The organism is Paludisphaera borealis (assembly GCF_001956985.1).
GTDB classification, from domain to species: domain Bacteria; phylum Planctomycetota; class Planctomycetia; order Isosphaerales; family Isosphaeraceae; genus Paludisphaera; species Paludisphaera borealis.
In genome coordinates, this window is record NZ_CP019082.1 from 2,836,991 (window position 1) to 2,853,243 (window position 16,253).

Annotated in this window: 6 protein-coding genes; 4 read left to right on the forward strand and 2 right to left on the reverse strand. The window is 68.2% G+C overall.

All coding sequences use genetic code 11. The features are described 5' to 3' along the window. The first annotated feature begins 64 nt into the window (after positions 1-64). The 3 genes from BSF38_RS11015 to BSF38_RS11025 are packed head-to-tail and all read left to right on the forward strand — an operon-like array spanning position 65 to position 2,612. Positions 65-1,132 (forward strand): energy-coupling factor ABC transporter permease, encoded by a 1,068-nt coding sequence (locus BSF38_RS11015; RefSeq protein WP_237170844.1) that lies wholly within the window; start codon positions 65-67, stop codon positions 1,130-1,132. Next, the gene (locus BSF38_RS11020) at positions 1,122-1,748 is read left to right on the forward strand and encodes an energy-coupling factor transporter transmembrane component T family protein (RefSeq protein WP_076345554.1); all 627 of its coding nucleotides are present in this window, start codon (positions 1,122-1,124) and stop codon (positions 1,746-1,748) included. The genes BSF38_RS11015 and BSF38_RS11020 overlap by 11 nt, the downstream gene beginning before the upstream one ends. Before the next feature lie 15 nt (positions 1,749-1,763). Then, positions 1,764-2,612: an energy-coupling factor ABC transporter ATP-binding protein gene (locus BSF38_RS11025; protein ID WP_076345556.1), complete on the forward strand. Its 849-nt coding sequence runs from the start codon at positions 1,764-1,766 to the stop codon at positions 2,610-2,612. Here BSF38_RS11025 and BSF38_RS11030 read toward each other — a convergent pair. Next, positions 2,588-5,848, reverse strand: coding sequence for a protein kinase domain-containing protein (locus BSF38_RS11030; RefSeq protein WP_076345558.1), 3,261 nt, complete (start codon positions 5,846-5,848; stop codon positions 2,588-2,590). The genes BSF38_RS11025 and BSF38_RS11030 overlap by 25 nt on opposite strands. Positions 5,849-6,192: 344 nt before the next feature. Between BSF38_RS11030 and BSF38_RS11035 the strand changes: the two genes are divergently transcribed. Beyond that, positions 6,193-7,398 carry an HD-GYP domain-containing protein gene (locus tag BSF38_RS11035; protein ID WP_076345560.1) on the forward strand — a complete coding sequence of 402 codons (1,206 nt, stop codon included), beginning with the start codon at positions 6,193-6,195 and terminating at the stop codon, positions 7,396-7,398. A 352-nt stretch (positions 7,399-7,750) separates the two neighbouring features. Here the strand turns inward: BSF38_RS11035 and BSF38_RS11040 are convergent, their stop codons facing one another. Beyond that, positions 7,751-15,910 (reverse strand): MG2 domain-containing protein, encoded by an 8,160-nt coding sequence (locus BSF38_RS11040; RefSeq protein ID WP_145952069.1) that lies wholly within the window; start codon positions 15,908-15,910, stop codon positions 7,751-7,753. Between the last annotated feature and the right edge of the window lie 343 nt (positions 15,911-16,253).

Genomic DNA, 16,253 nt, shown 5'->3' on the forward strand with positions numbered 1-16,253 from the left:
CGACTGCTCCCCGCTCCGGTATGAAGTTTTTGACCAAACGACATAACGGGTGTATGATCGGCCAGTGACGAAGGGTCACGGGAGGCGCGGTTTCGGGCTGTCGCGGGCGGGGTGGGACATGCACATACCGGACGTCTTGATCGATGGTCGGGTCGCGATCGCGACGACGGCCCTGGGCGCGGCGGGTCTGGCTTACGGGCTGAGAGTCGTCGAGCGGCGACACGGCGCGCGGACCACGTCGCTGATGGGCATGATGGCGGCGTTCGTGTTCGCGGCCCAGATGGTGAACTTCCCGGTCGGGCCGGGCGTGTCGGGTCACCTGCTCGGCGGCGTGCTGTCGGCGGTGATCCTCGGACCATGGGCCGGCGCCGTGGTGATCGCGGCCGTCCTGATCGTCCAGTGTCTGCTGTTTCAGGACGGCGGCCTAACGGCCCTGGGCGCGAACTTCATCAACATGGGCCTGGTCGGAGCCGTTGGCGGCTACGCCGTCTACGCGCCGATCCGCCGGGCGATCGGCGGTCGCCGGGGCGTCTTGATCGGCTCGATGATCGCGGCCTGGTTCTCGGTCTTGCTCGCGGCCGGCGCGTTCACGATCGAGCTGGCGATCCTCGGCGGCAAGCACGATTTCTTCCGCATCCTGAGCTGGATGGCGCTGGTGCACGCGGTGATCGGCGTGGGCGAGGCTCTCATCACGGGGCTGGTCGTCCGGTTCGTCCTCCTGACCCGCCCCGACCTGATCGATGACGAGCCAGGAAGCGACGGTCTCGACGAGCCGACGGGCCGATGGCTGCCGGGCTGGCTGTCGACGACGCTCGCCGGCGTGGGGATCGCGCTGGGGGTCGCCGTGTTCCTCTCCCCGTTCGCCAGCGAGGCGCCAGACGGTCTTGAATACGTCGGCGGCAAGCTCGGCTTTCTGCCCGAGGACGACGCCCCCCCCATGCTCGCCGCCCCGATGCCCGACTACCAGCTTCCGGTCTCGGTTCCCGTTCTCGGGCTCGACCACGTCAAGCTGGCGACCGCCCTCGCGGGGCTGACGGGAACGCTGGCGGTCTTCGCGTTCGCCTGGCTGCTGGCCCGGGTCTTCTCGCGCGAGGGCCCGCCGCCCGGGAAGGTCGAATTCGATGGCGCTTGACGGTCCGCTCCACCGACTCGACGCCCGCGTCAAGCTCGTGGCGGCGGTCGTGTACGTGGTCGCCGTGGTCGCGACGCCGCTCGGCTCGTGGCGCTTGCTCGGGCTGCTCGGCCTGGTGCTCGCCATGCTGATCGCGGCCTCGGGGGCCTCGCCGGTCCGCCTGTTCACGCGTTGGCTGGGGTTTCTGGCCCTCGTCGGCTTTCTCGCGGCCGTGACGGCCGGCGGTCTGGCGGCCCGCGCGAACATGAGCTGGGGGCTCGTCGTCCTGAACCTGCTGATCAAGAACAGCCTGGCGTTCCTGATGATGCTGGTGTTGGTCCACGTTACGACCTGGCCCAAGCTCTTGCTGGCGATGCGCCGCCTGGGGATGCCGCCGGTACTGGCGGCGACGCTCAGCTTCATGGATCGCTACGTGAACGTCCTGCGCGACGAGCTGGAGCGGATGCGCTCGGCCCGTCGGGCTCGCTGGTTCCGTCGGCGGGGCGATCTCAGCATCGGCACGCTCTCGACCCTGATCGGGGTCCTCCTGCTCCGCGCGCTGGAACGCGAGGAACGCGTCCACGCGGCCATGACCGCCCGAGGTTGGGACGGCACGATTCGAACCCTGGAAGATTGACGCGACCCCGTGGCGATGACAGAACACGCGTCTGATGCGACGGCCGTCCGCTTGAGCGGGCTCGTCTACCATTACCCCGACGGCAAGCACGCGCTCAACGGCGTGAGCTTCGAGATCGCGCCGGGAGAGTCGGTCGCCCTGATCGGTCCCAACGGCGCGGGCAAGAGCACGCTATTGCTCCACCTCAACGGCCTGCTGCCGGGTCGCCGGAGTTCGGCCGCCTCGAACCACCACCACGGCGTCGCCTGGCCGTCGCAGAAGGGCCGGAGCCCGGCCGCCGTCTGGATCGACGGCCTCGAAGTCGACGCGCGGAACGCGGTCGAGGTCCGCCGCCGGGTCGGCCTGCTGTTCCAGGACCCCGACGACCAGCTCTTTTCGACCAGCGTGATCGAGGACGTCGCGTTCGGCCCGCTGAACCTCGGGCTCGGCAAGGCCGAGGCGCGTCGGCTCGCGCTCGAATGCCTGGAGCGGGTCGACCTCGCCGACGCCGCCGAACGACCGCCGCATCACCTGAGCTTCGGCGAGCGGAAACGCGTCTGCCTGGCCGGCGTGCTGGCGTGCGGCCCGTCGATCCTGGCTCTCGACGAGCCGACCGCCAACCTCGACCCGCGCGGGCGGCGGCGGTTCATCCAGTTGATCGCCGGACTCTCGTGCACGAAGTTGATCGCCACCCACGACCTGGAAATGGTCCTGGAAGTCTGTCCCCGGGCGATCCTGCTCGACGGCGGCGCGGTCGTCGCCGACGGCCCGAGTCGCCAGATCCTCGACGACGCCCCCTTGCTCGAAGCCCACGGCCTCGAAACGCCGCTCAGCCTGCTGATCCATCGCGCCTCGCCCGATCAACGCCCCGCGTCACCTCGGTAGCGAGCCAGCAACGCCACGTAATCGGCCCGACCGCGCAACGGCGCGAGGTCGGCATCGTCGACGGCGTGCGCCGGGGGAAACCCCGCCTTGAACGATGATTCGAGGATCGCGACGGCGCGGCCGAAAAATCGGGGCTCGCGTGTCGCTTCGCCGAGGATCGCCAGGGCGCACGAGGCGTTGTACAGGCGGTTGGCCGTGGGCGACTTGATCAGGCGGTCGACGTCGTCGAGAGCCCCACGATCGCCGTCCCGCGCCCGCTCCAGAGCCCGGGCCTCGAACGCGTCGATCAGGCCCGGATCGGCCTGGATCGCCTGATCCAGATGCGCGATCGCCCGGGCTCGGTCGGTCACCCTGACGACGCAGGCCATCCCATAGTGCGCCAGGGCGTGCCGAGGTTTCACGGCGAGGACCGTGGCGAAGTCGGCAGCGGCCGAGTCCGGATCGGTTCGCAGCCGGGTGATCCCCCGGGCGACCCGGAGGGTCAGGTCGCGGGGCGCCTGTCCGATCCACTCGCCGAACAGGCGCTCGGCCTCGACGGTCTTGCCCTGTCGCACCAACGCGTCGCCGAGAGCCGCCAGCACGGCGGGGTCGCGACGGCCCCGGTCCATGCCCTTGCGAAGGTCGGCCTCGGCCTCGGCGGCCTGGTCGAGTTCCAGTTCCACCAGCCCGCGATTGACGAACGCCTCGGCGAAGTCGCCGTCGCGGGCCACGGCCGCGTTGAAGGCGTCTTTCGCCTCGCGCGGCCTTCCCGCGCGGGCCAATGCCAGACCTCGGTTGAAGTGGGCCCAGGCGAATTCCGGCCGCGCCACGACGCAGGCCGTGAAGTCGGACGCCGCTTCCAGGAACCGGCCCTGGTCGAAGTGGCAATGGCCGAGATTGAACCACGCCCAGAACGAGGTCACGTCGCGGGCCACGGCCTCGCGGAGCGCCTGCTCGGCGGCGGTCGGGTCGCCGCTCACGAACAGGAACGATCCCAGCATCGTCCACTCGTGGCTGGTGGTCGGCGGCTGAGCGTCGGCCCGCGCCCGATCACGCACCGCCCCCTCCGCGTCGCCGAGAGCCGCCCGATACCTCGATCGCTGGCGGAAGAGGACCGAGGGAGGGCGCGAGGTCGTCGCCTCGACCTGATCCAGCCGCGCGACGGCGTTCTCCAGGGCCGTCCGTAGTTGCTGGCCTACGCCGTGCCGACTCGACAAGACCACCCGGGCGTGCGCGAGCTGCATCGTCAGCTCGACGATCGAGCGCTGAACCTCGTCGCGCTCCAGCGGTCCCAGCCTGGAGATCCAGGGGGCGGCGGCTTGTTCGGGAGAGACTCGGTCCTCGAAGTCCGCCGCGTCGGTCTCGGCGACCTGCGCGTTTTTGAGAGTCGCCGCCGCCAGTGCGATCCCCTTGCGGATCAACGCGTCGTCGCGGCCGAAGGTGTTGAGCAGGAACCGGCATTCCAGAACGTCGTGCTGGAACACCCGAAGCCTCAGCCGCGAGTGAAGCCCCTGCATTCCCTCGTACGCCTGGACCGCCGCCAGCCCGAGCAAGACGACCATGACCATCGCCGCCGCGACGATCGAGGTCGACCCGCAGAGCATCGGGTGTCGGCGGGCCCACTTGCCCGCCCGCTCCGTGAGGCTCGGCTCCGGACAGTGCTTCATCGGCAGGTCGTCGAGGAAACGCCGCAGGTCTTCGGCGAGGTCGCCGGCGCTGGCGTGGCGGCGATCGGGGTTGGGATCGAGGCACTGGGCGACCAGCGCGTCGATGCTCGGCGGCACGTCCGGGCGACGCGCCTTGAGCGAGGGCGCCGGCGACCGTCGGCGTTCCTCGACCATCCTCCTCAGGGTGTGCAGCGTCGGCCCGTTGGAGGGAGGCGGGTCGAAGGCGGGCTCGCCGGCGATCATCTCGAAAAGGATCAGGCCCAGCGAGTACAAGTCCGACCGCTCGTCGACTTCCTGGACCTTGGTCCTCCCCTTGGGATCGAAAGCGTCGAGGTGCTCGGGCGCCATGTAGGGCAACGTGCCGCCGAGCATCGCCTTATCCAATTCCTCGGCCGCCGCTTCCTGCCCCGGTTCGATGGCGACGGCGAGGTTGAAGTCGAGGAGCATCGGCGTGCCGTCGGCCGCGATCAGGACGTTCGACGGCTTCAGGTCGCGATGCAGCAAGCCGCGCGAGTGCGCATGTTCGAGCCCCTCGGCGAGTCGGGCGACGATCCAGACCGCCGCGCGGATCGAATCGGCGCCGCGGAGGAACCTGCGGCTCGGCAGCAGTTCGTCGTGATCGGCGACGGCCGTCGCGGGCGCCTCCGCCCCCGCGATCCGCTCCATCAAGTGACGGATCGGCAGGTAGCGCCGCGACGGCCGGTGGTGAGCCGGGCGTTCGCTCACGGGCGTCGCCGCCGTCATCGCAGTGGTCGAGACCGGCGAATCGCACCGCGGGCCTCCTCGGGACGACGCCAACCGGCTCCGCGACGGCGCCCGGCCGATCGAACCACGACTCAGCGACAGGCTCTCCCCCGCCCGGGTGGGGAACCGCTGACTGAGCTGGTCGAGAGCCTCGACGAGCCCCTTGCCGGTGGCCCGAGCGTTCGCGTACCCGCACGATTCTTCGAGCACCTGCGCCAGATTGGCCCCGCCCAGGAACGGCATGCAGAGCAACCGCAGGCCGGTCGCCGAATCGTCATGCACCGAGTGGACCGGGACGATGTGAGCGTGTTGCAGCCGCGCCAGGATCTGCGGCTCGTCCCCCTCGGCCTTGGAGATCTTCAAGGCCACCAGCCGGCGCCCCAGGTTGACCTCCTCGGCGAGGAAGACGCGGGCGAAGGCCCCACGGCCCAGTTCGATCACCAACTGGAAGCCGCCGACCTCGTCGCCGGGTCGAGGCAAGGGCGCCCGCCGGCCGGGGACGTCCGGCCCGGAGCGGCCGCCGATCTGAAACCCGGCGTCGGGATCGTACACGCACGTGACCGCGGGCTCCCCCGCGGATCCGGCCCCCGCCGACATCGAAGCATCCTCGATCCGAACCGAATCGACGGCGAAATCCTGAACCAGGTCCGAAGACTCGGGGTCCAGCGGCTGCGCTTCTCTGGTCCCCTCCCGGGTGGCCTCGGTCGACGGCTTGCTCGGCTTTCGAAGGCTTCGCTGGCGCGGATCTTCGGTCCACCGCAGGGAATCGAGCGGGTCGTCGTCGGCCAGATTCCACTGGTCGAAAAGCTCGTCGTCGTCGCTGGCCGCTCGGTGTTCACCTGACATGAGAGACGCACCTTCTTCCGGCCCAAGGCGCGCGGATTCGCCGCGACGCAGGGACGCAATACGCTTCACCTAAGTAGACAGCCGACCGACCCTGTGAGGCCGGCGGCAAGGAAAAGCCCTGATTCGGGCTTGGCGAGGCCGCCACATGCACGCCTCCACCTGTTCCATAGGCCCGCGCGTTCCGGTTGTCCACTGATGAGGCTTCCAGTCAACTTGGGCCTCCCGAAAGTACAAGAATCGCCCGTTCCGCGATGCCCGGAGGATTCGTGTCCTAGACTTGAGGAAAACCAAGGCATGGCGTTCTTAATTAAGAATCACAAACCGGCGGAGGCGGAGGTTCAACGATGTTCGACGACCGCTCTGGGATTGAGCAAGTCACGTTTCGACCGGGGGGGTCGGTCGCGGGGCCGGGGAAGGCCCTCGCGGTCGTCGCGGGAGCCGGCGTCGGCAAGGCGAGCGATTCGGGGGACGAGGAAGGCGAGCATGTGGTGATCGGCCGGCTGATCCGGCGGCTGCGGATCTCGGACCCCCCCGCCCGGTTCCAGGCGCTCGCCACCAACGTCTTGCGAGCGTCGCTGGGGATGGCCGCCGTGGCCTGGGTTCCGATCGAGGAGCCCGAGGAGGTCGTGGTCAGCGGCGACGTCGAGGGGATCGCCCCGTCGTCGTACCGGCTCTTTCTGCCCCCCGCGCTACGTGATTCGGTGCTGGTCGCCAACGACCCGGCCGGAGTGCCGCTGGCGACGACGCCGGCTTCGGTCCACCGGTTCGCATCGACCCCCGCCGGCGTCTCGGGTTGGCTCGTCGTCGTCAACCCACTCGACGAGCGACTGATCGCCGGCCCGGAAATCGAGCGCATGCAGTACGTGGCGTCGCTGATCGCCACCCAGTCGAACAACGCGCGGATCTACGCCGATCTCAAGGAGCTGCTGTTCGGCATCATCCGGGCCCTGACCGCCGCCATCGACGCCAAGGACCCGTACACCTCGGGCCACTCCGAGCGCGTGGCCCGGATCGCCGTCCGTATCGCGGAAGAACTCGGCATGCCCCCCCAGAAGCGGAGCGACCTGTACCTGGCCGGCCTGCTCCACGACATCGGCAAGATCGGCATCGACGACGACGTGCTCAAGAAGTCGGGCCCGCTGACCCGCGACGAGTACCGCAAGATCCAGGAGCACGTCGAGATCGGCGTCACGATCCTGAAAGACTTGAAGAAGCTGCGGCACATCCTGCCGGGGGTCCGACACCACCATGAGAGCCTCGACGGCTCGGGCTACCCCGACCGCCTCGAAGGCGACCAGATCCCCTTCGAGGCCCGCATTCTGGCCGTCGCCGACTCGTTCGACGCCATGTCGAGCAACCGGCCCTACCGCAAACGGCTGACGCCCTCGCAGATCGATGAGATCCTCAGAAAGGGCCGAGGCGTGCAGTGGGACGCAGCCATCATCGACGCCCTCTTCGCCTGCCGCCTCGACCTCGAAGCGATCCGCCAGAAAGGACTTGGCGAAAGTCTCGTCGGTGCCGTCGACGGCGCCCTGGGACGCCCCGGTTAGCGCTTCCCGAATGAACGAGCGCAACCCGCCGGTACGAGCCCGAAGCGCCAGCGAGTGCATTCCCCTGAGCGATCCGGGGCATGCACTCGCTGGCGCTTCGGGCTGCTCTGAAAATTCGACTGGGTGGCTGTGGTGGAGCGAAGCGACACCACAGGAGAGACGCCACGGCCCTCGTCTCTGTGGCATTCTGCCACAGCCACCCAAAACCGGTCACCTCCCCATTTTCATGAGGCCGGGTGTCCCCACGGCGTCATGACGGTTTGTATTTCAGCACCTCTGATATTTGATGAGGCCGTGTCTCCCACGACGTCATGATGGTTCGTACTCCGAGCGAATTCCACTCGCCCGATTCTCAGTGGAAATCGCCCGCCGGGGCACCGGGGAGCGCTTCGGGCTTCACCTGCTGGTAACGCTGCTCAAGCCGCTTGAGCTGGCGCATCGAGTTGGACTGGTTCTGGATCTTCAGGTTGGCGTCGAGCGATTGGTTCGCATCCTTGGGGGAAGCTTGGCCCTCGGCCTTCGAAGACTCTGCGTTCGCCGCTTGAGGAGGTGCGCCGACGTAGGTCGTGCCGCGATGGAACGCGTACTCGGCCGTGTCTTTTCGGACGACGACCGTGGCCTGCCCCTGGACCCCTTCGGCGACGAAGACGCCCCGTAAGTCGGTCTCTCCCGAGATGAATTGGGGGTTGGCGGAGCCGATCACCTTGACCTGCACCTTGGGCAAGAACTCCTTGGTGCGAGCGTCGCGGACGGTCACGCGGACGCGACCGCTGGGCGGTTCTTCGAGGACCTCGAGCTCCAGTGGCGAGACCAGGACGATGCCCGACGCGTACAGGTCGTCGCCGCGAATCATCACCAGGTAGGCGCCCTCCTTGGCGAGCGGCAGGTCGATGGTCCGCGTCTTATCGTCGTAGTCGGCGCCCGACCCGAGGACGACCTCCTTCTCGAGCAGCGGCGTGATCCCCGCCAGGTCGATTCCGGCGATCGCGTTGAGGTTGCGCCGGGTGAGGTAAAGCTGCATCAGATCGACCGGATAGACGGTGAGGTCGACCTTCGCCTGGTTGCGGTAATCGAGCTTGATACCCGGCGGCTGGTCGGCGGCGTTGGCCGCTCCCGGCGCGAGCCGCACGACGCCCACGGCCTGAAACCCCGGAGCGCCCGCCACGACCGGCTTGGCGGCGGGCCTCACAACCGAAACCTCGGCGACCTTGAGGTCCTTCCGCGTGTAGAACCGCACGGCGCTGGCGGCGTCGCTGAAACGGTCGTCGACCTGGCGATAGTATTCGAGCGCCTTGGCCGGCATCCGCCGGGCGTCGAAGATCTGTCCCAGGATGTAAACCGCCTGCCATTTGTTGGTGCTGGGCTGGTCGACACCGGCGGCGTCCTTGTACGTTGCCTTGGCGATCGCCTCGGCGACCTCGACGGCGCGGTCGTACTGGCCGAGATGGAAGTTGGCCAGCGCCTCGCTGTACTGGAAGCTGTCCAGGAACGAACTCTTGGGGTAAAGCTTCGCGTACCGTCCGGCCGCCTTGACGACGTTCTTGTAATCCTCCAGCTCCAGCAGAGCCCCGACCAGGGCCAGGCTGGCCTCGTCGGCCGTCGGGTTGGTGGGCGACTGCGACAGGAACGTCTGGATCAGCCGGATCGACTGGACCAACAGCTCCGACCTCGTGATCCCGGCCGAGGCCAACTCCTTGCGCAACGCGGGGTCAGTGAACGCCTTCGACGCGGCGTCGGCCAGGACCTGCGAGAGACCGAAGAAGTCGGACTCGATCGACGGCGTGTTGGGGTACTGCCGCCACAGGTCGGTCAGGTAGGTCATCGCCTCCAGGGTCTGGCCGCGCTGGCGGAGCAGTTCGCCCACTCGCGCGTCTTCGAGGTAACTGGCCTCGATCAATCCGCGCCAGACGATCATCGCGCGCTCGTACTCGTTGATGTCGCGGTAGGCGCGACCGATCGTCTGCAACTGGTCGAACGTGATGATCAGCTCGGGCGACTTCTCCTTGACGACCTCGAAGTACTGGACGATCTTGCGAGCGTCGTAGCGGCCGATGTGGATCAACAGGAGCATCCGCGAGACGTCCTTGGCGACGTCGTCGCGGAGCGTGTAGCCGGCGAACAGCGGTTCGAGAGCCTCGGCGGCCGACTCGTGCTTGCCGGCGTCGAACAGCGCCTTGCCGCGCGCGAGCAACTCGTCGGGCGACGGCCGATACGGGTCGGTGTTCTTCTCGCCCGGAGCCAGCACCCGAAACTCGCCGGGCTGGCCGACGTGGAACCGGCCGGGCTCGTAGGCGCTGCGGACGAGCGCGGGGAGCGTCCGATACTGGCCGGGCAGGTAGCCGTAGACGTCGTACTGAATGCCGCCCGGATTCTGGTCGGGGGCGAAGTAGAAGGTCAGGAGGCCGTCGACCAGGGTATACGACGTCGCCGAGGTTTGCACCGAATTCTCGATGAGCGTCGTTCCGGCGGGGAGGCGTTCCTCGACCACGAGGAAGTCGCGGTCCCAGTCGGGGGTGTCGGCGGGGACGTTCCGCCAGACGGTCAGGCCGACCCGGGCCTTTCCGCCGAGGGCCACCTGCGTCGCGATGTTTTCAAACGTCGTCGGGTTCACGGCCGAGCCGAAGCCGACGGGGAGCGTCTTGCCGTCCAACTCGGGAGGGGCCGGCCAGTAGACCCGGCGATCGACCCAGGCGGGACGATTCTGGCGATCTTGATCGGGGCCGAACTCGCGGGTGAACCCGGTCATCGAGACGGCGAAGCTGAACGTCCCCCGGCCTTCGAGGGTGAACGCGACACGGTTGGAATCGCCCGGTTTCAGGGCCTTGACCGGCACGTCGATCACCTGGCCCTCGGCCGCGCCGGCGACCGGGATCTCGGCGACCGTCGTGTCGTTGACGACGACCGTCAGTTTGTACCGATCGTCGCCGGCCTTCGACCGTCCGTGGAACGCGGCGAGGGCGGCGAGCGCCGCGCCCTTGGCTTTATGCGGGTTCCATCCGGCGCCGAACCGATGGGCTTCGAGCCAGTCGATCGCCTGGGGAAGCTCGGTCGCCTGGCCGCGAGCCGTCGCGTAGGCCAGGCAGACGAGGGCCGTGGTTTCCACCGTCCCCTTCGCGCCGGCCGATTGGTTGGCGTCATCCCAGTACAGCCGCGCCCGGCGTCCCGGGGCGACTTGCTCGGTCTTGGCGCGCGGGCCGAGGATCGTGAAGACCTCGCCGGCCAGCTCGGCCCGTCCCAGGTTGGCGAAGGTGAGAGCCAGATAAGCGAGCGCCGTGTTCGACAGGTTCTGGCGTTCGCGGTTGAGGCTGTTGGCCGATTCGAAGCTCGCGGCCTTGCGGGTGCTGAGGGCGTGGAGCAGCGCGGCGCGGGCCTCGCGGTCGCGGGCGTTCGCCCCGGCGGTCATCGCCTGGTTCAGCCAGCCGGCGGCCTTGTCGCAGACCTTCGGGTCGGCCAGCAGCCCCAGGCGTTCCGCCGTGGCGAGCGCCCAGAAAACCGAGGCCGACGTGAACCGCTCACTGGCCGCGTTCGGGGGCTGGTTTACGCCGGGGGCGAACCGAGGCGGGCTGACCCACGGCCAGCCGCCGTCGTCGTTCTGCGCGGCGGTCAGCTCGGCGACGAGCCCTTGAATCCGATCGATGAGCCGTTGCGCGTCGGGCGAGCCGTCGGGGCGAGTCTGACGGAGGTAGGTCAAAGCCGAGGTCGCCGCCAGCAGGTCGGCCGCCCGATCGCTCATCGTGTCGGCCGGTGAGCAGATCAGCTTCGCACTGAGGCTGTTGCGGAGGATTCGATACTCGCGACCGAGAGCCAGCTCGACGATCATCCGTTCGAGCGACGGCGAAACGACGATTTGCATCTCGGCGTCCTCATACGTCCGCCCCTTGGGGAGTCCCACGAACACCGCCGAGCCGTCGCTGCTGGTCCCCGAGGCCGAGGCGTAGGCCTGCACGCCCCAGGGATGGACCGGAATCTCGACGGCGAGCTGGTCGGAACGTTCGCCGATCGTCGCGCTCAACGACAGGCGCATCGATCCGCCGTCGGCCGCCTCGATCGGTTCGAAGAACACCTCCTCGACGCCGTCCCCCTTGATCTCCACCGTCCTGGGATAGACCTGATCGCGACCGCCGCCGTAGACCGACAGCTTGAGCGCGACGGTCCCCTCGACGCCGAGATGATGGACCCGCGCGACGAACTGTGGCTTGTCGCCCTGAGTCAGCGAGGCCGGCGCCTTGATGTCGACGAAGAAATCCTTGCGGACTCGCAAGGTCGCGGTCGACTGCCCGACCAGGGTGTCGCCGCCGGTGACGCCTCGCGCCGTGATCTTGTACTCCGAGAAAGCCGGCGGCGCGTTGAACGTCACCCGCGCCTTGCCGTCCTTGCCGGTCACGACGCTGGGGTTCCAGTACGCCGTCTCGACGAACCGCTCGCGCGGCAGGATTAGCTCAGGATTGCGGTTCTTATCGAAGCCGACTGGGCCGAGCTCTGCCAGCTTTGCTTCCACCGGGTTATTTCCGTCGTTGGGTGCCAGGAAGAACTGCGTCCCCGCGAACCCTGGCTTGGACACGGCCTTGTCGAAAGCGGCCGCCGGTGAGCTCCGGCTTCGGCTCTTGGACGCGTCCCTGCCGCCGCCAATCGCCCCCATGCCGCCGCCCATCGCAGCCATGCGGCCCATCATCGCCGGGGCCGGAGCGGCGGAAGGCGCGAGCAGCCCCTTACTTCGTTGGTCGAGCATGATCGTGTCGGAGAACTGCGTCTCCCCCGCCTTGAGGTCGACGGCGTTGGCGGCCATGGCAGCCGCCATCTCAGCTTCCTCGACGACGGCCTGGGCGACCGGCGTGGTGTTCGGGGCGTAGTGGAAGGTGTTGGTCGACTCGGTGGCGAACGCGCCGGTGCGGGTCTGATCGTAGAAGAACGGGCCGATCGGCGTCTGCCTGTCGCCGAACAGACGGAGCAACGACTGGTCGATCATCGCGATCGACAGCTCGGCCGCGACCGGCCGCCCGAGCTGGTCGACGGTCGTCACGTCGACCTCGACCGGATCGCCGGGGGCGACGACCGGCTTGACGGGGGCGATCGTCACGCGGAGGTCGCGCTCGACCGCCACGTCGAGCTTGGCCTGGTCGAACTGGTTCTCCCACATCCGGACGGCGGTGAGCGTGAAGTTGGGGAACTGCGCCCCGTCGACCGACCAGGCGACGGGGTTGTCGCCGTCGGCCAGCGGGACGATCCGGTACGACAGGATGCGGTCGGCCTCCCACGTCAAAAGCGCCGTGCCGGCTCGGCCTCGGCTATGCACGTTGACGCTCGCCTCCTCGCCCGCCTTGTACTGTTGACGCTCGGCCAGAATCCGCAGCTTGGTCTCGTCTTGCTTGCCCGAGATGTAGAGCGGCCGGTCGGCGACGATCGGGTTGCGGAAGCGGTCGGTCCCCGCGACGCGGATCAGGTGGTTTCCGCCCTGGAGGTCGTCGGCCTTGAGGCTGACCACCCCCTTGCCCGAGGCGTCGGTCACGACCTCCTTGCGTACAACCTCGCGCTCGACGATCTGCCCATGCTGGTTGACCAGCTTGACGAGCGCCGCCGAGAGCTTCTCGGAGATCGGGTCGCCGTGGGCGTCGGACGTTCGCACGTGGACCGCGAAGGTCTCGCCGGTCAGATAAACCTCCCGGTTCAGCTCCACGTTGATCTCGAAGCCTCGGACGGCGAGCATCACCCACGAGGCGGCCTGGACGTTGTCCTGAGTGAGCTGGGCGGCAAGCCGCAGCGGCTGCTGCTCGGCGAACCCCTCGGTCGGGATCGAGATGTGGAACTTGCCGGCGTCGTCGGTCACGCCGCTGAGGACGCGGCCGTCAGGCAGGGTCACGTTCAGAGGCCGCCGGGCGACGGGCGCGCCGTACTGATAGCGGGCGTTCACGTCGGCTTCGATGGTCTCGCCGCGATAGTAGACGGTCTTCTTGAGGTCGAAGGCGAGGTCGATCGGTTCAAGCTGGTACGACTGGACCTCGAACACACCGGCGAAATCGCTCTTGCCCGGCTGGTAGACGCGCATCCGATACGCGCCGACGGGCGCGGCGACGTCGAGGGGCAAGGTTTCGTGGAACGTGCCGAACTCCGAGAGCGTCACCTTCCGCGAAACGAGCTGGCGGCCCTTGGCGTCGACGACCTCGAAGTGGTAGACCGAGCCGGCCGAGGTCGCGTACTGACCGTCGCGCACCTCGCGGACAACGCCGCGAATCGAGACCTTCTGGCCGGGTCGATGCGCGGGCCGGTCTGTGTAAAGGTACGCGCGCGGCGTCAGGCCTTGTGAGACCTGCTCGAGAACCCCCAGCCCCGAGCCCGCGACGTGGGCGCCGTCGACGATCAGGTAGGTCAGCCGCCGTCCTCCCTCGCGTGGCGGCACCCAATCGTGCAGCAGCACGCCGTCGGCGCCGGTCTTGGCTTCGAGTACGACCTGACCGGCGTCGGAGACGAGCACCTTCGCGCCGGGCCTCCCCTTGCCGGTCTTCATGTCCTGCGCAAAGACCAGGAATTGCTCGCGCGAGGTCTTGACGATCGCGTCGACGTCGCTGGCGACCACGAGCGAGGTCGCTTGAAGGGTTTTCTGGTCGGTGACCTTGACCACGTAGACGCCAGGGACTTCGAGCTTCTTCAGCTCATAGTTCGATTCGACCGGCTTGTACTTGGCGAACGCCGGCACGTCCTCGGTCCATTCGGCGTCGGGCGCCACGAGGCCGATGTCGAGCGACTCGACCTTTTCGAGTCCGTGCTTCTTGCGAAAGAAGGCCTCGGCGTTGAGCTTGTAGGCCGTGAACGTCAGCCGTTCGAGGTTCCGGCTGGAGATCTTCAGGAACGGCGCCTCACCGCTCCGAAACGCGCGTGGGGTGACGACGGTCAGCGCCTTCGCTTCCATGACCACGATCCGCTGGCTCGCCTGCGACTTCCAGGGCTCGACCGCAATCTTCTTGAACCGGTCGATCGCCGCGGCGGGCTCCCCCTTCTCGATCTCCAGGATCGAGCCGGCCAAGAACTGAGCGTGGGCGGCGGGCTCCGCGTTGGGGAACTTGCCGGCGAGCGTCGACCAGGCGGCGAGGGCTTGATCGAACTTCTTCTCCGGCAAGAAGCTCTCGCCGATCAGGAACAGGGCCTGCGGAACGCGCTCGTCGAGCGGGTTCTGCGCCACGAAGTCGCTCCAGGCGGCGCGAGCCTCGGGGTATCGGCCGCGCCTGAGGTGGTCGGCGGCGATGAGCAGCCGCGTGTCGAGAATCGCGCGCTGGGCGTCGGCGCTCTGGGGGCCGTTGGGATACGCGGCGAGGTAGCCTTTCCACGCGGCGACGGCGTCTTCGAATCTCTGCTGGCCCTGAAGGATCTGACCGTACTGGAACGTCGCGGTCATCGACAGCTCGGCGAGGTCCTTGCGGGCCTCGTCGGTCTCGACGCGGAACCCTTCGCTCTTGAGGAACCGCGAGAGGGCGGCGAGGGCCTGATCGCTCTTGCCCCGGGCCAGGTGCGAAGCGCCGATGTTGTACGCCGAGCGGACGGCCCGGGGGTGCGCCGGGTAGGCTTCGAGGAACCGCTGGATCGCCGCCACGCCCAGGTTCAGGTTGGCGTCGTCGGGCGGATTGGGAATTCCGTACGTCGACGGGATCTCGGCAAGAGCCAAAGTCCGGGCGTCTCGCGCGGCCGGGGTCGTCTCGTCAGGCTTCAGCTTCTCGACGTCGCGCGCCAGGTCGGTCCAGGTCAGACGGGCGTCGAGGAGCCTCTTCTCGTCCCGTTGCGCCTCGCCGAGCGCGAACCGAGCCGCGAACCGATCGGCCCCCTTGGGATGGTCGCGGAGGTAATCCTGGAATTCCTGGACGGCCCGGGCGTTCTCGTGCATGGCGAGGCTCGTCCGCCCCATCGTGAATTCCAGGCTGGCGCGGACCGTCTTCCCCTTCGCCAGCAGTCGGGCCTGGGCCAGCAGGTCCCACGCGGCCTTGGGATCGGCGGGGATCGCCGGGTCGTCGGGCTGGAGCAGACGGACGGCGAACGACTGATAGACCTCCGCCAGCCGGTCCTTGCGATCGTCGGCCAGCAGCGGGAGCGCCTCGATCCTCGCCAGTTCCTCGGCCTTCGCCAGATTGCCGGCGGCCAGCTCGATCATGGCCAGCTCGAAGCGGATCTTGGGCACCCAGACACCCCGGGGAAGGTCTTTCAAGGCTGCTTCGAGCGTGGTCCGCGCGGCGTCACGGCGGCCCGCCGACCGCTCGGCGATCGCCGACAGGAAGCTCAGGTAGGCCCGTTCGTCGTCACTCTTGGCCTTGGCTCGAAGGTCGCGCAGCGCCGCGATCGCCTCGTCGTACTTCCCCTCCTGCATCGCCGCGACGACCTCGCCCGGCACGAGAGGCGCGGGGGGCGCAAGATCGCCTCGCGGGGCCACAGGCTTTGCTGCCGGCTTGGGGTCGTCGGCCCGGGCGGCTTTGCTCCCCCCTCCCACCAGGACGACCACGCACAGTAAAATACGATCGAGAGGTGACGTCACGGGATCGGCCTCCGCGAGGTAAGAACAAGAAGCGACGACAGGATGACGCGGTCGACGCCGCGTTTCCACGGCGTCGGAAGCAAGCCGACGCGGACGTGCGAATGTCCGAGTCGGCCAGCGCGGCGATCGCAGAGCTTGGACGTTTCCGGCGACCTTCCGGTTCCCGGAAATGGTTTCCGGCCCACGTCTTCAGTTTACTTCCTAAGATCCAACGTCGAGGAGCGTATTCTCTTAGAGAGAATTGACGGCGGCGGCTCTCATCGGGACCGCGATTTATGACCGATGTCGCGGCCGGAGTTGGCTTTCCGCCCCGGGGCCCGAAATTCTGGATTGCGATTTGTCG

Bases quoted from the DNA above. Each gene is read 5' to 3' on its own strand.
- BSF38_RS11025 (WP_076345556.1), top strand. From the start codon at position 1,764: ATGACAGAACACGCGTCTGATGCGACGGCCGTCCGCTTGAGCGGGCTC.
- BSF38_RS11035 (WP_076345560.1), top strand. From the start codon at position 6,193: ATGTTCGACGACCGCTCTGGGATTGAGCAAGTCACGTTTCGACCGGGG.
- BSF38_RS11030 (WP_076345558.1), bottom strand. From the start codon at position 5,848: ATGTCAGGTGAACACCGAGCGGCCAGCGACGACGACGAGCTTTTCGAC.
- BSF38_RS11020 (WP_076345554.1), top strand. From the start codon at position 1,122: ATGGCGCTTGACGGTCCGCTCCACCGACTCGACGCCCGCGTCAAGCTC.